We start from the raw sequence: 20,290 nt of genomic DNA, 5'->3' as shown, positions 1-20,290 counted from the left end.
TGTTTATAAAGCCCCGAAAGGCACCAAGGGTGCAGAGGCCTCAAGGATTCTCAAGCGAGTTCAAAATGTAGATGTTCGTCCTCGTGCCGATGAAAACACACGCTTACTGCTTTTACAACCCGAAGGCTTTTATTGAGAGAACATGCAGAAGCCTATCTTGAACAGATGAACTACAACGGATAACCCATGTCAAACATCAAAGCCCCCAAAAAACTGATTGAAGTTGCCCTGCCGCTGGATGACATCAACGCCGCTGCCGCCAGAGAAAAATCCATCCGTCACGGTCACCCATCCACACTTCATCTCTGGTGGGCACGTCGTCCATTGGCCGCTGCCCGGGCGGTGCTCTTTGCCCAGATGGTTAACGATCCCGGTGGAGAGCGGGGCTGGACATCCACCAAAACCAAAGAGCAGGCTGCCAAAGAGCGGGAAGAGTTGTTTGACATTATCCGTGATCTCGTCAAATGGGAGAACACCACCAATGAAGAGGTCCTTGAACGGGCAAGAAAAGCGATTCGAAAAAGCTGGCGGGAGACCTGTGAGCTCAACAAGGGGAAACCCGGATTTGATCCGGATAAGCTCCCCGCTTTTCACGATCCCTTTGCGGGTGGTGGTGCTATTCCCCTGGAAGCCCAGCGTCTTGGGCTCGAAAGCTATGCCAGCGATCTCAATCCCGTGGCTGTGATGATCAACAAAGCCATGATCGAAATTCCGCCCAAATTTGCAGGCCGCCCTCCGGTCGGACCGCTTCCCCCTGGAGAAACGAACCTTGATTTAAAGGAAACATGGCCTGGAGCCACCGGTCTTGCCGAAGATGTCCGGCGGTATGGGCACTGGATGCGTGAAGAGGCGTTCAAACGCATTGGTCATCTGTATCCCAAAGTAAAAATCACCGAAGATATGGCGATTGATCGGGATGATCTAAAGCCTTATGTGGGCAAGGAACTTACTGTGATTGCTTGGCTTTGGGCACGCACGGTCAAAAGCTCAAACCCGGCTTTTAGTCATGTGGATGTTCCGTTGGTTCGTTCTTTTGTGATTTCTAGTAAAAAGGGAAAAGAAGCATGGGTTGAACCCATCATTGAAAATGATAAGTATCATTTTGAAGTTAGAATAGGAAAACAGCCATCAGATGCTATCAAAGGAACTATTGTAAGAGGTGGTGCTACTTGTATTTTTTCTAAAACCCATATGCCATTCAAGTACATACGTGAAGAAGGTAAAGCTGGGGGAATGAATGAAAAACTTATGGCACTCGTCCTTGAGGGAAGTAAAGGCAAAATTTTCCTATCTCCAACCAGTGAAATGAAAGAAATAGTCTCAAAATCTGTCCCGCAAAATGTCCCTGAAACACAATTACCAGAGAAAGCTCTTGGGTTTCGAATTCAAGAATATGGAATGTTAAAATTTAGAGACCTATTCACTACACGCCAATTGACAGCACTTAGCACATTTTCCGATTTAATTCAGGAAGCTCGAAACAAAGCCATTGAAGATGCCAAAAATCAGGGAATGAAAGATGATGATTTGGGGATCGATGCCGGTGGGGTTAACGCAACGGCTTACGGAGAGGCTGTGGCAGTATTTCTTGGTTGTGCTATGGGTCGAGCTTGTGATTATTGGAATTCACTTGCAACTTGGGAATCAAGTGGCTCATTTATTGCGCATGCATTTACAAAACATGCCATTCCAATGATATGGGATTTTGCGGAAGGTTCTCCATTCTCATGCTCGAGTGGTAACTGGTTACAAACATGCTTAAACTGGGTAATTAGAGTTATCTCATTTTTTCCAGCAATATCTAATGGATATGCAATTCAACAAGCAGCTCAAAGCCAATCAATTTCCAAAAATAAAATCATATCTTCCGATCCACCTTATTATGATAACATTGCTTATGCTGATTTATCCGATTTTTTTTATATGTGGATGCGTCGTTCTTTAGGTTCAATCTTTCCTGATTTATTTTCAACTTTGGCAACTCCCAAAAAAGAAGAGTTAGTTGCCACACCATATAGGCATGGAAATAAAAAAAAAGCGGAAAATTTTTTTATTGCTGAAATGACGAAAGCTATTCAACAAATGGCAAAAAACAGTCATTCAGCGTTTCCTGTTTCAATTTATTATGCCTTTAAACAATCAGAAACAAATAAAGATTCTACTTCAAGTACAGGTTGGGAAACTTTTATAGAGGCCGTTATTAGCGCAGGTTTTTCAATTAATGGTACATGGCCAATTAGAACTGAACGAGCAAATAGAGGTCGGGCAATCGGAGCAAATGCCCTTGCCTCATCCATCGTCCTTATCTGCAAAAAGCTTACAAGTACTGTAGAATCCATCTCTCGTCGTCAATTTCAAAGAGAACTCCGCGAAACCATGCCTGAAGCTCTGGAAGCCATGATCGGCGGCAGTAATGGTGTTTCCCCAATTGCACCAGTGGATCTGGCACAATCAGCCATCGGGCCAGGCATGGCAATTTATTCCAAATATGAGGCGGTACTCAATCAGGACGGCAGCAAAATGAGCGTCCACGACGCCCTGATCATGATCAACCGGGCCATTACTGATCATCTTCATCCGGACAGCGGTAATTTTGATGCCGATACCCTGTTCTGTGATGACTGGTTTGATCAATACGGATGGAAAGAAGGCCCCTTTGGAGAGGCCAATGTGTTGGCACAGGCTAAAGGCACGACCGTAGATGGGGTGGCTACTGCCGGTGCGGTAACATCGGGTGGTGGCAAAGTACGGCTTTTGAAATGGAGTGAGTATCCGGAAGATTGGGACCCCAAAAAGGACAAACGAACGCCGGTGTGGGAAGCATGCCATCAGTTGATCCGGGAGCTGAACCAAAAGGGAGAGACAGACACCGGCAGACTGCTTTCCCGTATGACGGACAAGGGTGAGGCGATCCGTCAACTGGCTTATCATCTCTACACCCTGTGCGAACGTAAAAAATGGGCGGAAGATGCCCGTGCCTACAATGAGCTGATCAGTTCATGGCATGCCATTGTAGATGCTGCGGGGCGTGTGGATCAAGGTGGTGAGCAATTGGAATTTGAATTTTGATTTTCGGGAGGTATGATGCTTAACCAGATGACCATAAAAAATTTGACGGCTTTCCCGGAAGCAACACTCAACTTTTCCGATGGCTTAAATGTAATCATCGGAGAAAATGGATCCGGGAAATCCCATATATTAAAAGCAGCCTATTCCGTGATTGCAGCAAGTGCTGAAGAGGGAAGAAAGGGAAAAGCGAGTCCCCCTACAAAAGGATTGTTACAGAAGCTGTTTGCAGCCAAACTGATGAGTGTCTTTCGTCCGGATTCCCTTGGACGTCTGGCACGCAGGAAGAAAGGAAGAGAGCAATGTGAACTGGGATTTGTTTTCTCTCAGCAAAAGCTCAATACTAAATTTAGCTTTTCCCCATCCAGTAAAACCGATGTGCAAATCGATCAACTCCCTGTCGTATGGGGGTACCATTCACCGGTATTTCTTCCCACCAGAGAGCTGCTGACCATCTATCCCGGATTTATTTCCATGTATGAAAATCGTTATTTAGAGTTTGAGGAAACCTACCGAGATACTTGCCTGCTATTGGGTGCCCCTGCACTAAAAGGCCTACGGGAGAAAGAGATCGTATCGCTGTTGAAACCCCTTGAAAAGGCAATGGGTGGCACCATTTTTTTGAGTAAATCCGGACGATTCTATCTCTCTATCCCAGGCCAGGTAACAATGGAGATGTTTCTTGTGGCTGAAGGTTTGCGTAAACTGGCCATGCTGGCACGTCTCATCAGTACGGGATCTCTTCTGGATAAAGGCTACCTGTTTTGGGACGAACCTGAAGCCAATCTAAACCCCAAATTGGTCAAAGTCATTGCAGAGGTCATTCTCCATCTTTGTAAAAACGGAATCCAGGTGTTTATTGCCACCCATTCACTGTTTTTACTCCGGGAGCTCGAAATTCTTTCATACAAGGAGCCATTTAAGGGTGTTGCCTGTCGATATTTTGCGTTGCCCCTGAAAGAGAGTGGTGTTGAGGTGGAGCAGGGAAATGCCGTTGATGATCTTCAATCTTTAATCCTGCTGGATGAAGAACTGGAACAATCCGATCGTTTCATGAGTGCGGGAGAATAAGATGCGGGAAATTGATGAGGGGCAACTGCGTTTTTTCTTCCCTGATAATACTCTGGCATCCAAATATGATGACTGGTCGTTTTATCGAAATCAATTCAGCAAGGCTTTTGACGGAATTAAAGCCATGGATTTTATCCACGTCGATAACGGGCATACATGGTTGATCGAAGTAAAGGATTACCGGGTAAACAGGCGAACAAAACCCATTGATATCGGAGATGAAATCGCTTTAAAAGCGAGAGACACCTTAGCGGGGCTGGTGGCAGCGAAGTTAAATGCAACCGATGCCCAAGAACAAACCATAGCAGAAAATGCATTGCGCAAAAATCGACTCAGAATTATTTTGCATCTGGAGCAACCGAAAAAACATTCCAAACTCTTTCCCAAAGCGATTGACCCGTCAAAAGTAAAACAAAAGTTAAAGCAACGCCTAAAATCAATAGATCCACATCCGCGTGTTGTTGACAAATCAGACCTGGAAAAATGGGATGACATGAATTGGAGCGTGAAAGGAATCTGATATGAGCTTGAAACCCTGGCGTGAAGTGGCCCGCCCCCACAAGGATGTGCTGGAAGGTACATTCAAGCAATCTGAATTTGCAGCAGACATCTCACAGGTGGTATCCGGCGTTGCCCCGCCCGAATATCAGGATGCAGAGAAGTTTTTTTCCCGGACCTTTATCACCGAAGGGATGCGGCTGTTACTGATCTCTGTGGCCAGACGATTGGCCGGTCAGGGGGGAGATCCTGTCATTCAGCTCCAGACCGCTTTTGGTGGCGGTAAAACCCATACCCTGCTGGCGGTGATGCATCTGGCACAGCAGGAGGTCGGTACCGATCGGATGGAAGGCATCCCTCCCATTCTGGATGAGGCTGGGATTCAAGATATGCCCGGGGCCAAAGTGGCCGTGCTGGATGGAATTCGACTCTCTCCAAGTCAATCCATCGATCATGACGGTGTAACGATTCACACGCTATGGGGCGAACTGGCATGGCAGCTTCTTGGCGAAGCGGGTTATGCGCTGGTGGCTGACAGCGATGCTGACGGTACATCCCCTGGTAAGGCGATACTTCAGAAATTGATTGAGAAGGCGTCCCCTTGCGTTATCCTGATGGATGAGCTCTTGGCGTTTGTCCGTCAGTTGGAAGTTGGTAAAGCGTTTAAGGCGGGGACGTTTGACAGCAATATCTCGTTTATTCAGGCGTTGACGGAAGCCATGAAACTGGTTCCAGATGCCATTTTGCTGGCCTCTCTACCGGAATCGGAGCTGGAGGCAGGCGGCAGCATGGGACAGCGGGTGCTGAATGCTCTGGAGACCTATTTTGCCAGGGTGGAGTCTGTCTGGAAGCCGGTGGCCAGCATCGAAGCGTTTGAAATTGTTCGCCGACGACTCTTTGAACATGCAGGATCCCCTTCGGAGGTGGATGGCATTTGTCGTCAATTCAGTGAATTTTATAGAGAACATGGAAACAAGTTTCCCCAGGACACCCAGTCCAACAATTATTTTGAGCGACTCTGCCAATCCTATCCCATTCACCCGGAGGTCTTTGACCGCTTATATGAAGATTGGTCCACGCTGGATAAGTTCCAGAGAACCAGGGGTGTGTTGCAGTATATGGCCATTGTGATCCATAGACTGTGGAAAGATGGCAATAGTGATATTTTGATCATGCCGGGTTCTCTACCGCTCTATGACAGCAATGTGCGGAATAAAAGCATTCACTACCTGCCCCAGGGATGGGAGCCGGTTTTGGAGCGAGAGGTGGACGGCAAACGGTCGGAGCCGGACAGCATCGACGGCAACGATACCCGATTCGGGGCGGTGCAGGCGGCACGCCGCGCCATGCGAACCATTTTTTTGGGCAGTGCGCCCACAGTGTCCAATCAGAATGCCAAAGGGCTTCGGGTGGACCAGATTTTACTTGGGTCGGTGCAACCGGGACAGACCATTCAGCTATTCGAAGATGTGTTGAGACGCCTCCATGATCGGCTCCAATACCTCTATTTTGATGACAATCGCTTTTGGCTGGATACCAAGCCGAACCTGCGTCGAGAAATGGAAAGCCGGAAAAGGCAGATCGATACGCAAACAAAACTGATTCCGTTCCTGAAAGATCGAACCGGGCATCTATTTGGTAAACGTAATACCCACTGTTTTGCAGGAATTCATATTTTTACGTCTTCCGTAGATATCCCGGATGATACCGGTGCCGGACCAAGACTTGTGTTACTGTCACCGGATCCTTTGTATGCCTTCAGCAAGGGCGACGCAAAAAATGCGTGTGCGGCTGCTGAAGAGATACTGCGTAAAAGGGGGGATCAGCCCAGACAAAAACAAAACCGACTTATTTTCATGGTTCCGGACTTTGATGCATTGAGTCGATTGAAGGACCATGCAAAAACATATCTGGCATGGAATGAAATCCTGTCGGACATCGATGAGGGAAAGCTCAATCTGGATCTGTTTCAAATTAATCAGGCCAAAAAGTATAGAGACAATTCCGATCGTAGTTTAAACCCAATGATCAGAGAGACGTACAAATGGATTCTCTGTCCGCTCGAAGAAATTGTGAACGGCAAACCCACATTGACCTGGGAATCGATCTCAATTTCAACAACGTCTTCCAATTTTTCTTCTAACATTGAAAGCACGTTAACTGAGGAAGAGTGGCTGATTTCTCAGTGGAGCCCCATTCATTTGAAAGGGCTCCTGGATCAATGGTATTTCAAGGAAGATCAGCAAGCGATCAATGCATTGAAAGTGTGGCAGGATAGCTGCAATTACCTCTACTTTCCCCGGTTGTTAAACGATGGGGTGTTTAAGGATGCCCTCAAAAAGGGGCTTGAGTCCACAGCGTACTTTGGCTTTGCATCAGGTAAAGAAGGAGATGACTATCTGGACTTTTGTTTCGGAGACGGTGCGGGTGCCGATATCACACTGGATGATCATTGTGTCATCATCTCTTCTGACGCGGCGCAGGTCTATCAAAAACATATCACCGCATCTTCCGACGCAGATACTGACGGCACTGGTGCTACCGACATCGATACTGATAGTGGAGATGGTGGACAGGTAGACCCTAAGCCCACTGAATCTAAAAGAACAACAAGTGACGGCGGTAGGTTAGACCCAGATCCTTCTGTCCAGTTGAAACAATTCTATGGAATGGTTGATCTGGATCCGGTAAAAGCCAAAATAGATTTTGCAACGATTGTCGATGAGGTTATCCAGCAATTTACGTCAAAACATGATGTTAACGTATCAATCTCCATTGAAGTCCAAGCTGAATCACCGAAAGGGTTTGATGAGGGCCTACAGCGAACCATCAAAGAAAATTGCACTATCTTGAAATTTAAGAATGCTGAATTTGAAGCATAGACGCCTGATCTGGTGTTTTATTTAATTGTTGGGACGGCCGAATCAGAATCCCCGGCTTTTTCTGATGTGCTCGTAAGCCTCCTGGATTTCAGTAAATTTATCCGCGGCAAACTTAACAAATTCTTCGGGCAGTCCTTTGGCCTGGATCTTATCCGGGTGATACTCCTGAACCAGGGACCTGTATTTCTTTTTTATCTCTTCATTGCTCGCATTTTTATCGCATTTAAGGACCGCATAATAAGGATCCGATTTTTTCACATACCTGGATTTAAGCCGCTCATATTCCGACCGGGAAAAACTGAAAATCCGGGAAGCGGACAACATCATGCGTTCCTCAATATCAGATATATTGCCGTCAGCCGAAGATACCCTGAGCAGCACATCCATCATCAACTCAATGATATTGGTCTGGTATTTAAACACCGAATAAAATTGCCGGGCAAAATCCTCAAACGTCTGGGACGATGTCACGGCATTTCTGAAAATATTTTGGGCCGTCTCACGAGCCGCTTCATCAAGTTGAAGATCGTTGACCATAAACCGTTCAACGACTTTTATCTCCGCTTCACTGATCCGGCCGTCTGCTTTGCTGATTTTAGCCAGCATGGAAAATGCCGCAGTAAAAAAAACAAGCTGGGCCTCCTCATTAGAAGACAACCCCGGCTGTTTACGGCCCGGAATGGAACGTAAATATTCATCCTCTCTTTTGTCCACAAATGCGTGGCCAAATGCAGCCCCGGCCACAGCACCCAATGGACCGCCCAGGGCCAGTCCGATGGTGCCGCCAATCACTTTTCCAAGCCAACTCATACAAAAAACCTTTGAATTCCTTACGCTGTCACGCAATGATCAAGTTTCAGGAGATTTCCCCTTGCTACAAGATTAAAGATTATATATAAACACTTGAGTCCCTATCGTCAAACATTAAAGGGAAAAATTAAAGCGTGGTAATTAAAAACATTGTGGGAGCCATTATCGTTCTTCTGAATATGGCGGGTCTTGGATACCTGTTTTTCATTGGGGTTGCAGGATTTTTCGAAGATCGCGACGCAGATGAACAAGACGGATTACACAAGATTGCCCAACCCGAGATCAATAAAGGACAACCTGCTGTCATCAATGAAGATATTGCTCCAGAGGAGGATGACCTGTTAAAGGATATGGACCTTTCTGATCTTGATGACTTGAATCTCGACGATTTTGATTAACCCCGGTCTATCAACAGCCGGATTCACCCTGCAACAAAACATGAAATTTGATAATCAAGTGCTTATATTTTGTATCTTGTATATGATCTGTTGTTTTATAATACCGGGCTGTGCTTACCATGAAACAAATACCGGGTCCCCGGTATACTATCAATCCATCACAGAACAAAGTCCCCGTTCACCGGCAACCTTTGTCAGCGACACTGTACTCATGGCCCGGGTAAAATCAAAATTCATGTCCGATGACATGGTGAATGATACGAACATCCACGTAGACGTCCGCCATGGCGTGGTTTATCTGGATGGCTGGGTTGCTGATACATACCAGCACCGCATGGCCCGGGATCTGGCCCAAAGTATTGAGGGGGTGGCCCGGGTGGTAAGCCGCCTTCATATCGCTAACCCGGGCACTGTATTATTTATCAATCCGGAGATCAGGTAAGCTGTTTTTTGGACCAATGCTTTTTCTTTTTCACCTTGTCTTTGACCGGGGCGCATCTGGTTTCGATGGTACCGGGACCAAGAATGGTTTCAATTTCCTGAAAAAAGCCGGGACAGGCATCAGACTTGTAATCATCCGATAACTTAACCATCACATCAGGGTGTTCTGAATCAATGTGGATATTGAACAAGGAGACACAATTGCCGGGATATCGCTCAATCACAGGTTTGAGCTGATCAAACACATCCGTTTTATGGTGCTGCGCATCCACCTGCATGACAATGCCGGCAGCCCAAAGGGTTTCAGCCTGGGTTGCCGGCACAATGGCCTCACCGATCAGTTTGACCGTATTCTCATTTTTTTGGACTTGTGCTTCAACAATGACAACCTGCTCCCGGGATAAAAACGTATGGGTTACGGCATACAGATCCGGAAACACGACCAGTTCCACGGTTGAATACTGATCTTCAATGTTGCAGAACGCCATCAGGTCCCCTTTCTTAGTCGTGTGGACTTTCTGCACCTTCAGATGTCCCGCAATGCGCACCATCTTGTCATCTTTGACGTCTTGGAGACCGACTGTGTTGACACTGGCAAATTTGCGTATGATATCCGCATAATCATCCATGGGGTGTCCTGTAATATAAAACCCCAAAGCTTCTTTTTCCAGCTCCAGCAACACCTTGCCCTCCCATTCATCAATATCAGGCATTTGGGGAATATTGGAGGGAAGGCAAAGGCCCACACCGGAATCCGCAAACAAATCCAGCTGGGCATCTGCTTTTTCTTTCTGGATTCTGGCACCATGATCCAGGGCATCTTGAAGCACCGCCATCATCTGGGCACGTTTGTCGCCGGTGGTGTCAAACGCCCCGCATTTAATCAGGGCCTCAAGCACTTTTTTATTGGCTTTGCTCAAATTGACCCGCTCACAAAAATTATAAAGGCTGGTATACGCCCCTTCCTTTTCACGGTTTTGAACAATCGATTCAATGGCAGCCTCTCCCACACCTTTAATGGCAGCCAGACCAAAACGAATACAATTATCATCCACAGTGAAAAAGGCGTCACTCTGGTTGACATCCGGCGGCAGTACTTTGATGTTATGGCCTTTGCACTCATCCATGTATTTAAGCACGGCATCGGAACTGCTGCGTTCGGAGGTCATCAGGGCGGCAATGAATTCAACAGGGAAGTGGGCTTTAAGAAAAGCGGTCTGAAACGCAATCAGGGCATAGGCGGCCGAATGGGATTTGTTGAAGCCGTAGCCGCCGAATTTTTCCATCAGGTCAAAAAGTGCTTCAGCCTTTTTGGGATCATGACCGTTTTCCTGTGCCCCCTTCATAAAAAGGGCCCGGTGCTCCTCCATCATGGCGGCAATCTTTTTACCCATGGCTTTTCGAAGCCCGTCTGCCTGAGCCATGCTGTAATTGGCAAGGACCCCGGCAATTTTCATGACCTGCTCCTGGTACAGGATTACCCCATAGGTCTCTTCAAGCACGGGCTCAAGTTCGGAAAACAGATATTCCACAGGCTCCCGGCCGTGTTTGCGCTCCACATAGTGATCTGCCATGCCCGAATCCAAAGGGCCGGGCCGGTAAAGGGCCACAAGGGCCACAATATCTGAAAAGCCGGCCGGTTTTAACCGGGAGATCAGCTCCTTCATACCGGAACTTTCAAGCTGGAACACCCCTGTGGTATCGGATTTTTGCAAAAGCGCAAAGGTCTTTTGATCTGAATAATCAAGGTGCAGAAGGTCCGGCGGCGTTTTGCCCTGTTTTTCAATCAAGGCAATACAATTTTTAATGACGGTCAGGTTACGCAGCCCTAAGAAATCAAATTTAACCAGCCCCTGTTTTTCAGTGAAGTTCATGTCAAACTGGGTAATGGTTTCACCATCTTTGCCCTTGAACAGCGGCAGATATTCGCACAGGGGTTTGTCGGATACCACAACACCGGCCGCATGGGTGGATGCGTGCCGGGGCAACCCTTCGAGCAGCATGGCAATATCCAGCATCTGGGTTTTAACGTCTGTTTCCCCGCATTTATCTTTAATGGCCGGTACCTCTTCCAATGCCTTTTTCAAATTTTTGGCAGTGTCAGGGATCATTTTGGCCACTTGGTCCACTTCGGAAAGGGGGACACCCAGGGCCCGTCCCACATCCCGGATTACAGCCTTGGCTTTGAGCTTTCCAAAGGTGATAATCTGGCATACATATTCCGGCCCACCGTACCGCTTAACCGTATAATCATAGACTTGTTCTCGACCCTCAATACAGAAATCCACGTCAATATCCGGCATGGAAATACGGGCCGGATTTAAAAACCGCTCAAAAATCAGCCCGTGCTCAATGGGATCAAGGGCTGTAATCCCCATGGCATAGGCCACCATGGAACCGGCCGCAGACCCCCTGCCCGGCCCCACCGGCACCCCGATTTTCCGTGCATGGCTGATAAAGTCGGCCACAATGAGAAAATAGCCGGGGAACCCCATTTCAAGGATAATATCAATCTCGTATTTAATCCGGTCCCTGTAAGCCTGTTCATCAATGTCGGGATTTTTTGCCTTGATTTTGGCAAGACGTTCTTCAAAGCCCTCCATGGCAAGCTTTTTAAACAGATCGTCCTCGGACAGGCCATCGCCAAGGTCATACCGGGGGAAATGATAGGTTTTACTGCCGAAATCCACCTCGCACATATCTGCGATCCGCTTTGTATTGGCAATGGCATCGGGAAAATGGCCAAGGGAATCGGCCATCTCCTGTCTGGATTTAAAATAGAGCTGATCCGAATCAAATTTAAAACGGTCGGCATTGTCAAAGGTATCACCGGTCTGAATGCACAAAAGAATTTCATGGGCTTTGGCATCGCCGTTGGACAGGTAATGGCAGTCATTGGTGGCCACCATGGGAATGGAAAGGCGCTTGCTCATATCCAGCAGACCGGTATTCAAACGACGCTGGATCTCCATGCCGTTTTCCTGGACTTCAAGAAAAAAATTCCCCTCGCCCAGGGTATCAAGGTAAAACCGTGCCAGTTCATCTGCTTTTGCCTGGTTCCCTGCCAGAATGGCCTGGGGGATATCGCCTTTCAGGCAGGCGGAAAGCCCCACAAGGCCCTTGGCGTGTTCCGCCAGAAGGTCTTTGTCGATTCTGGGCTTAAAATAAAACCCCTTGAGCTGGGCCACGGAAACCATCTTGCAAAGATTGGTGTACCCTTCCCTGTCTTTGGCTAAAAGCACCAGATGACTTAATCCTTTTCGATCCAGCGGGGTCCGGTCATTCAACGTTCTGGGGGCCACATAGACTTCGCAGCCCAGTATGGGTTTAATGCCGGCTTTCCGGGCTTTTTCATAAAACTCGGCCACCCCGAACATGGTGCCGTGGTCTGTAATAGACACGGCATCCATGCCGTATTCCGTACATCTTGTCATCAAATCGTTCAGCCGGATGGCCCCGTCAAGCAGGGAGTACTCGGTGTGAACATGCAGGTGATAAAAGGGGATATCCTGATTATCGGTCATGGGATTTTAGTTGCTCTCTACTCTATAATTGGGGGCTTCCTTGGTAATGGCAACGTCATGGACATGACTTTCCTTTAATCCGGCCGCGGTGATTTGGATAAATTTTGCCTTTTGGTGCAGCTCTTCAATGGTCGCTGCGCCAAGATATCCCATGCCGGCCTTGAGACCGCCGATCATCTGAACAATATTCTCGCGAATGGTTCCCCGGTAGGGAATCCGGCCCACAATACCTTCGGGAACCAGCTCTTCATCGGCACCGGTATCTTTCTGATAATATCTGTCGGAGCTGCCTTTTTTCATGGCTTCCACAGACCCCATGCCCCGGTAGGCTTTATACGAACGCCCCTGGTAAATAACGATTTCACCCGGGCTCTCTTTGGTGCCGGCCAGCATGCTGCCCAGCATAACGGAATGGGCGCCGGCCCCCAGGGCTTTGGAGACATCTCCGGAATACTTGATCCCGCCGTCGGCAATCAGGGGCACGCCGGTTTTCTTTGAGATATCGGCACAGTTCATCACAGCGGTGAGCTGGGGCACGCCAACCCCTGCAACAATACGGGTGGTGCATATGGAGCCGGGACCTATACCGATTTTAACGGCATCAACACCGGCATCAATCAACGCTTTTGCCCCGGCCTCCATGGCCACATTGCCGGCAATAAGCTGACAGGTGGGAAACGCCGCCTTGATACGCTGAATCGCCGTGATCACATTTTGGGAATGGCCATGGGAGGTGTCAATAACCAGGGCATCGGCCCCGGCACCCAGGAGCGCTTGCACACGCTCCATCATATCGGCCCCCACACCAATGGCGGCCCCTGCTCTCAGGCGTCCCAGGGAATCCTTGCAGGAATTGGGATATTTTTTTATCTTCTCAATATCCTTGATGGTGATCAGGCCCTTGAGTTTACCCTGGGGATCCACCACTAAAAGTTTTTCAATCCTGTGTTTATGCAGCATAATTTTGGATTCTTCCAGGGTGCATTTTTCAGGCACGGTCACCAGATTTTCACTGGTCATGACCTCCCTGGCCGGTTTATCCAGCTGGGTTTCAAAACGAAGATCCCTGTTGGTCACAATACCAACCAGCTTATCGCCTTCCACAACCGGAATACCTGAAATCCGGTATTTGGCCATAATGCCCAGCACATCGGAGATCGTGGCATCAGGATGGACAGTCACAGGATCGACAATCATGCCGCTTTCGCTTTTTTTAACCCGGTCCACCTCAACCACCTGCTCGGCAATGCTCAGGTTTCTGTGGATAAATCCCAAACCGCCGGCCCGGGCCATGCTGATGGCGGTATCTGATTCAGTCACCGTGTCCATGGCCGCACTGACAATGGGAATATTGAGTTCAAGTTCTTTGGTCAAACGGGTGCGGGTGACCACTTGGTCAGGCAGGATGGCTGAATAGTTGGGAAGCAGGAGCACATCATCAAAAGAGAGCCCCTGCTCTGATAATACATTGGACATAATAAAAGGCCTCCAGAAAGGAAAGGTGTTTATTTATACTTTAAAGGCCAGCCGTCACGTTAAAAAAAGGGAGGTGAAAGGCTGGCCGATAATTATTTAAAGCAAAGTATATAAACAAGCCCTTCTACCAAAACCATGAACTTTTTACAAGATCATTCCGACTAATATTTGTTTCATTATTGATTATCTGATATAGCAGCTGGAGAAAAATTCAACCAGCTGAATTCAACGATGGAGTAATATCAAAAATGGGGAAAAAAATTGGTGTGGTAACAGGAGGTGGGGACTGCCCCGGACTTAATGCCGTGATCCGGGCCATTGTAAAAGCCGGTGACATGCAGGGGTTTACGACCATAGGCATTCGGGGCGGTTTTGACGGGCTTTTAACGCCGGTTCGGGCTGATCCGCTCACCGTCCGGGATATGGACGGACTTCTTATTCGTGGCGGTACCATTCTAGGTACGGCAAATTCCGGCAGATTTTCATCAAAAACCGGCCAGGGTGAAACACGAAAAATATCAGCGGATCTGATGACCCAGGTGCAACAAACCATAGAAGCATTGGGCCTGAACGCACTTGTGGTTATCGGTGGAGACGGCACCTTGACCACTGCCCTGCAGATGTATGAATCAGGACTGCCTGTTATTGGTGTGCCCAAAACCATTGACAATGATCTGGATGCCACCCAGCAGACATTTGGATTTGACACCGCCGTGGCCTGTGCCGTGGATGCCCTTGACCGGCTGCATTCAACCGCCCAGAGCCATAACCGGGTTATGGTGCTTGAGGTCATGGGCCGCTATGCCGGCTGGATTGCCGCATATGCCGGTCTTGCCGGTGGCGCGGATATTATTCTGATTCCTGAAATAAAATTTAACATGCCCGCCATTGAGAAAAAAATCAGGGCCCGGGAAGCCACAGGCAAATTATTTACCATCGTCATTGTGGCTGAAGGCGCAAAACTTGACGACACGATGGTGGTGTCCGACGATGATAAAACAGACAGAGAAATTCGTCTTGGCGGCATTGGGTACGCAATTGCCGAAAAAATTCAGGAAAATACCGGCAAAGAGAGCCGGTGCGTGGTCCTTGGTCATCTCCAGCGCGGGGGACCGCCAACTCACTGGGACAGGCAGTTATGCACCCGGTTCGGGGTTCAGGCGGTGGATATGGCGGCAAACGGAAATTTCGGCAAAATGGTGGCACTTAAGCCCAGCGGAATGATGGGAAGTGTGCATTTAAAAGATGCCGTAAACAGGATACGCACCGTTGATCCTGACGGAGAATTGATCCTGACGGCCAGAACACTTGGCATCTGCTTTGGTGATTAAATAGTTTACATTACAGGAGTTCACCCAATGTTATATAATGTCAATCCCCAGACACCCCAGGCACGAATTATATCCATGGCTGTGGCATGTCTCAAAAAAGGCGGTATTATTGCCTATCCCACAGATACATTTTATGGTATCGGCTGTGATATCATGAATAAAAAGGCCATTGAAAAAATATACCGGATCAAACAGCGGAATAAAACCAAACCGTTCAGCTTTATCTGTCCGGACCTGAAAGATATTTCCAAATATGCCAAAGTATCCAACATCGCCTACCGCCACATGAAACGCTTGCTGCCGGGTCCGTATACCTTTATTCTGCCCGGATCAAAAATGGTGCCCAAGATTATGCTGACCAAAAGAAAAACCGCAGGTATCAGGGTTCCTGCCAATCAAATCGCCATAAGCCTTGCCCGGGAACTGGGAAACCCCATTATTTCAACCTCGGCCACGGACCCTGACGGCCAAGTATTTGAAGATGCATCCCTGCTCAGTGACTATTTCGATGAAAGGCTGGACATGGTCCTGGATGGCGGACCTGTGGCCAACACCCCCTCTTCGGTCATCGCCCTGGTTGGGGATGAACCCGAGGTCATCCGGCATGGCGCAGGTGAGGTTGATATTTTTGAATAACTATTCCCGGAAAAAAATGCTGACAACCTGGCAGGCCCTTCGTAATGGAGACAAAATCCATGGGTAAATGCCAGCAAGGTATTAAACAAAATCCCGTCTGAGCATAGCTGGTAAAAAGAACGGAAAAATATCAATGCCCCTCCTGCAGGGCACATCCGGGCCTTGTTAAAGCCTCCTTTTGTTAAATCAAAATACTTGTCGGCAGCGTTTTTCCCTGATACCGGCTAAAAATATTTCATCCTGACTTAGATGCACATCGGCCTTGCGATGGGGTTGGATGATCAAGGCCAAAATTTTATTGCAATCGATCAGCCGCTATTCGATACACCAACCCTTTGTCTCTTTTGCTAACGGCGATAACGGAAACTTCAATGGTTAAATCATATACTTTATAAACCAACCTATAACCGGAGTTACGGAGTTTAATCTTATAACAATCTTTCATATTGCTCAATTCCGCACGCTTCACACGAGGATCCTTTAACCTCTCTTTTAATTTTTTCTTCAGAAGATTTTGAATAAACGCATCTAATTTATCCCATTCTTTTTTTGCCTGCTTTTTAAAGGTCAATTTATAAGTCATCAATATCAACCTCAATCACAGGATCGTTTTCTCTCTCCTTGATGATTAAAGCCAATTCTATATCTTCCAAACGGTCCAATATTTTCTCATACATATCTGCTGGGATCGCATAAAAAACAGGTCTATTTCGATTCAAAATTGCCACAGGTCCACCTTCACCTTGCTGAAGAACAGACATCGGATTTTTTTTAAGTTCAGAAATTCCAGCACTGATATCTGATAAAATTCGGTGAGCCATTATTAATACCTCCTAAATTAATATTATTAATACCTCTTTAATATATACATTATATATCTTTTAAAAGACCTGTTCAAGAAAGTCTTATTATAGGCAGTGCTGACGCATATATAATGAACACAGAAATTTGAAAAACCGGCACACACAGCGAAAGGAGAGACCAATGAACCAGATCCAATAATTTCTGACGGGCAGAACAATGTTACAGGCGTTATCGTGCCCATTGATCTGTGGAAAGAGATTGAATCGGAAAAAGAAACAGCTTACCTGCTCAAAAGCACAGCAATGAAAAAATAGCTGATAGACGCTAAAAAACGCTCGGAAGGAATCCCCTTTGATAAAGCCTGCGAAGAGCTTGGAATTTGATCCTAATTGAAAACATACCGAAATTGTTTGGACAACCTGCTGCTTAGGTTAACATCCCGGAACAGGGTTTCAGCCAGTCTTCTAAACAGCGTTATTTTATCCGCTTTGGGATAAACCAGGATCAGATCTTCTTCAATGCCGGCCATCTGTCCGGCCCACTGCACGGCATCATCCATGTTGCCGATACGATCGACAAGTTTAAGATTCATGGCCGTCTGCCCGGTATAAACCCTGCCGTCAGCCAGTTTGGTCATGACATCGGTCTCCATATTCCTGGCATCAGCGGCATCGGACACAAACTGGGCATGCAGTTCATCTACAAGATTTTGAAATAGCTGTTTCTCACTGTCTTTAAGTGGTCTCATGGGGGAGCCCATGTCCTTATACTCACCGCTTTTTATTACCACAGGGGCAATCCCGATTTTTCTAGCGATCTGTTCAATATTGACATATTCCATGATCACACCGATGGATCCCGTGATGGTACCCGGATTTGCAACGATACCCTGGGTTGCACATGCGATATAATACCCCCCGGAGGCTGCAACAGACCCCATGGAGGCGATCACGGTTTTTGTATCGCGGGTCTTCATCAGTTCCCGGTAAATTTCCTGGGACGGCCCGATTCCGCCGCCGGGACTGTCAACCCTTAAAACAATCGCCTTAATGGCGTCATCATCCATGAATCCTTTAAGATCCTTGATAATTTTTTTTGAAGATAGAATCGGTCCTGTCACCTCAACCACACCGATATTGCCGCGTGGGGAGGCTATGCCCCCGCTGATCTTGCTGTTCACTGCAAAAGCCCCTAATACGGCAATGCCGGACACGGCAACGATACCAAAGGTAACGCAGGCACAGATAATACAAAGAAAAAACAAAAAAGGATGGCGTCTAGCAAACATAAGATAATCTTCCTTTAAAACAAACGACCTCGATTATCCTTTCGGTCATGTATTGGGTAAACGATGATCAAGGCCAAACAAACTACAAAAAAGGCCGGATGCCCTGTTAAGGATCAATCCGGCCCTGAAAATTTCAAAAAGTGCACACCTGTTGCTTGTTAAACAGGGATGAAATTAACTTTCTTTTTTCTCCGCTTCCAATTTTTCCTGAATGTTGTTTCTCAGCATCTCTCCAAATGCAGATGCTGCAGGTTTGGAACTTTTTGCAATTTCTTCAAGATATCTATCATCATCATCTTCGTCCAGACGTTTGATGGACAGGCCGATCCGTCTTTCATCGGAATTAATATTCATTACCTTGGCAGTAATGGTTTCGCCGATCTGATAATGCTCTTTGGGGCTCTTGATGTTTTCCTTACTGATTTCAGAGACATGAACCAGCCCTTCAATGCCCTCTTCAAGCTCTACAAATACACCGAAATCGGTGAGGTTAGTGATGACACCGGAAATTTCCTTACCCACGTCATAGCGTTCGGCAACTGTTTCCCAGGGATCGACCTGGGTCTGTTTGATACCTAAAGAGAATCTTTCATTGGCCTTGTCAATGTCGAGTACTACTGCCTGGATCGTATCGTTTTTCTTATAAATTTCAGACGGATGCTTGATCCGTTTGGTCCAGGAAATATCAGAGATATGAACCAGACCGTCAATGTCGTCATCAATACCGATAAAAAGGCCAAATTCAGTAATATTCTTGATTTTTCCTTCAATGATGGTACCCACGGGATATTTTTGTGAAATAACTTCCCAGGGATTCTCGACGGTCTGTTTGATGCCGAGAGAAATCCTGCGGTTTTCAGGTTTAATATCCAGAACAACGGCTTCAACCTGTTCACCCACAGCAACCATCTGAGAAGGATGGCGGATTTTACGGGTCCAGGACATTTCAGAAACATGGATAAGCCCTTCAACACCCTCTTCAAGCTCAATAAATGCCCCATAATCCGTCAGGCTGACCACCCGGCCTTCGATCTTGGAACCGATGGGATATTTTTCAGCAGCCGTTGTCCAGGGATCGGGTGTCAGCTGTTTCATGCCCAGGGATACCCGTTCCTTCTCAAAATCAAAGGAGAGAATTTTCACCTTGATCTGATCGCCGACGGAGAACAGTTCAGAGGGGTGTTTAACGCGTCCCCAGGAAATATCGGTAATATGAAGAAGTCCGTCAACACCACCCAGATCAACAAAGACACCGTATTCGGTAATATTCTTGACAATACCGTCCATGACTTTGTCATTTTCAATGGCAGACAGGGTGGCACTGCGCATTTTTTCTCTTTCGGTTTCAAGCAGTACCCGGCGTGACAGAACAATATTATTTCTTTTCTTGTTGTACTTGAGAATCTTAAAGGTATACGTCTGGCCGACCATTTCATCCATGTTGCGGATGGGCCGCAGATCAGCCTGGGAGCCCGGTAAAAAGGCCTGCAGTCCGATATCAACGGAGAAACCGCCTTTAACCCGACTGGTGATGACACCTTCAATGGTACCGTCTTCGTCGTAGATATCTTTAATGGCGTCCCATACTTTAACCTTTTTGGCTTTGTCACGGGACAGAAGAACCGTCTCTTCCTCTTCATCCCATACTTCAATCATTACCTCAAATTCGTCGCCGACGTTGACGCTGACATTGCCGTCCTCATCAATGAATTCATGAATTGAGATCTGTCCCTCAGATTTATATCCCACATCCACAAGGACTGTTTCCTTGCCGACGGAGATCACTGTTCCGGTGACAACCTGTCCCTCTTCAAATTTACTAAGGCTGGAATCATAGATATCCAGCAGTTCTTCCATTGTCTCTTCTCCGGTGAGTTCGATTTCGGACTCTTTTACCTCTTGGGTCTCTAATTCTTGATTCATGGTTTGGTTTTCGTTTTCTTCAGCAATGTTGTTCATTAATGTTTATTCCCCCCTAATCGATGATGTTACCCGCCTTTGACTCATAAGGAAATGACGGCGAAGGCGGGTACAATTGGATCTTATACCAACGAAAAAAGGAAAA

General features: G+C 47.2%; 15 protein-coding genes. 8 read left to right on the top strand and 7 right to left on the bottom strand.

From position 1 onward, the window contains the following. Positions 1 to 186 precede the first annotated feature (186 nt). Genes HXW94_RS08520 through HXW94_RS08505 form a run of 4 tightly spaced genes read left to right on the top strand, consistent with a single transcriptional unit; the run spans position 187 to position 7,517 of the window. Positions 187 to 3,069, top strand: a complete 2,883-nt coding sequence (locus HXW94_RS08520) for a DUF1156 domain-containing protein (protein WP_178366471.1) — start codon at positions 187 to 189, stop codon at positions 3,067 to 3,069. A gap of 12 nt (positions 3,070 to 3,081) precedes the next feature. Further along, positions 3,082 to 4,137: an AAA family ATPase gene (locus tag HXW94_RS08515; protein WP_218576630.1), complete on the top strand. Its 1,056-nt coding sequence runs from the start codon at positions 3,082 to 3,084 to the stop codon at positions 4,135 to 4,137. A gap of 1 nt (position 4,138) precedes the next feature. After that, complete coding sequence (locus HXW94_RS08510) at positions 4,139 to 4,657, top strand: cysteine--tRNA ligase (RefSeq protein ID WP_178366470.1); 519 nt, start codon at positions 4,139 to 4,141, stop codon at positions 4,655 to 4,657. 1 nt (position 4,658) lies between these two features. After that, positions 4,659 to 7,517 carry an ATP-binding protein gene (locus tag HXW94_RS08505; protein WP_178366469.1) on the top strand — a complete coding sequence of 953 codons (2,859 nt, stop codon included), beginning with the start codon at positions 4,659 to 4,661 and terminating at the stop codon, positions 7,515 to 7,517. A 42-nt stretch (positions 7,518 to 7,559) separates the two neighbouring features. On the opposite strand, the gene djlA is transcribed toward HXW94_RS08505, so the two are convergent. After that, entirely contained in the window at positions 7,560 to 8,327 is a 768-nt protein-coding gene (gene djlA, locus HXW94_RS08500; RefSeq protein ID WP_178366468.1) for a co-chaperone DjlA, read from the bottom strand. Positions 8,328 to 8,461: 134 nt separating this feature from the next. Between djlA and HXW94_RS08495 the strand changes: the two genes are divergently transcribed. Both HXW94_RS08495 and HXW94_RS08490 read left to right on the top strand, forming a co-directional pair. Next, positions 8,462 to 8,725, top strand: coding sequence for a hypothetical protein (locus HXW94_RS08495; RefSeq protein ID WP_178366467.1), 264 nt, complete (start codon positions 8,462 to 8,464; stop codon positions 8,723 to 8,725). A gap of 40 nt (positions 8,726 to 8,765) precedes the next feature. After that, complete coding sequence (locus tag HXW94_RS08490; RefSeq protein WP_178366466.1) at positions 8,766 to 9,167, top strand: BON domain-containing protein; 402 nt, start codon at positions 8,766 to 8,768, stop codon at positions 9,165 to 9,167. Here HXW94_RS08490 and dnaE read toward each other — a convergent pair. Then, positions 9,160 to 12,690 (bottom strand): DNA polymerase III subunit alpha, encoded by a 3,531-nt coding sequence (gene dnaE, locus HXW94_RS08485; protein ID WP_178366465.1) that lies wholly within the window; start codon positions 12,688 to 12,690, stop codon positions 9,160 to 9,162. The genes HXW94_RS08490 and dnaE overlap by 8 nt on opposite strands. 6 nt (positions 12,691 to 12,696) lie before the next feature. Continuing rightward, a complete protein-coding gene (guaB, locus tag HXW94_RS08480) occupies positions 12,697 to 14,166 on the bottom strand; it encodes an IMP dehydrogenase (protein ID WP_178366464.1) in 1,470 nt (489 codons plus the stop codon). Positions 14,167 to 14,414: 248 nt separating this feature from the next. On the opposite strand from guaB, the gene HXW94_RS08475 reads away from it, so the two are divergent. Next, complete coding sequence (locus HXW94_RS08475) at positions 14,415 to 15,497, top strand: 6-phosphofructokinase (RefSeq protein WP_178366463.1); 1,083 nt, start codon at positions 14,415 to 14,417, stop codon at positions 15,495 to 15,497. A 27-nt stretch (positions 15,498 to 15,524) separates the two neighbouring features. After that, on the top strand, positions 15,525 to 16,133 hold the full coding sequence (locus HXW94_RS08470; RefSeq protein WP_178366462.1) for an L-threonylcarbamoyladenylate synthase: 609 nt from the start codon (positions 15,525 to 15,527) through the stop codon (positions 16,131 to 16,133). 295 nt (positions 16,134 to 16,428) lie between these two features. On the opposite strand, the gene HXW94_RS08465 is transcribed toward HXW94_RS08470, so the two are convergent. From HXW94_RS08465 to HXW94_RS08450, 4 genes are all read right to left on the bottom strand, one after another. Continuing rightward, positions 16,429 to 16,716 carry a type II toxin-antitoxin system RelE family toxin gene (locus HXW94_RS08465; protein WP_178366461.1) on the bottom strand — a complete coding sequence of 96 codons (288 nt, stop codon included), beginning with the start codon at positions 16,714 to 16,716 and terminating at the stop codon, positions 16,429 to 16,431. After that, on the bottom strand, positions 16,706 to 16,954 hold the full coding sequence (locus tag HXW94_RS08460) for a type II toxin-antitoxin system Phd/YefM family antitoxin (protein WP_178366460.1): 249 nt from the start codon (positions 16,952 to 16,954) through the stop codon (positions 16,706 to 16,708). Before HXW94_RS08460 ends, HXW94_RS08465 begins: the two co-directional genes overlap by 11 nt. 368 nt (positions 16,955 to 17,322) lie before the next feature. Then, complete coding sequence (gene sppA, locus HXW94_RS08455) at positions 17,323 to 18,225, bottom strand: signal peptide peptidase SppA (protein WP_178366459.1); 903 nt, start codon at positions 18,223 to 18,225, stop codon at positions 17,323 to 17,325. Positions 18,226 to 18,399: 174 nt separating this feature from the next. Further along, positions 18,400 to 20,184 carry a 30S ribosomal protein S1 gene (locus HXW94_RS08450; protein ID WP_178366458.1) on the bottom strand — a complete coding sequence of 595 codons (1,785 nt, stop codon included), beginning with the start codon at positions 20,182 to 20,184 and terminating at the stop codon, positions 18,400 to 18,402. Positions 20,185 to 20,290: the final 106 nt, after the last annotated feature.

The organism is Desulfobacter latus (genome assembly GCF_013389365.1).
Taxonomy (GTDB): domain Bacteria; phylum Desulfobacterota; class Desulfobacteria; order Desulfobacterales; family Desulfobacteraceae; genus Desulfobacter; species Desulfobacter latus.
The sequence above is the reverse complement of the archived record's forward strand: the minus strand, read 5'-3'. Positions and strand labels throughout refer to the sequence as shown.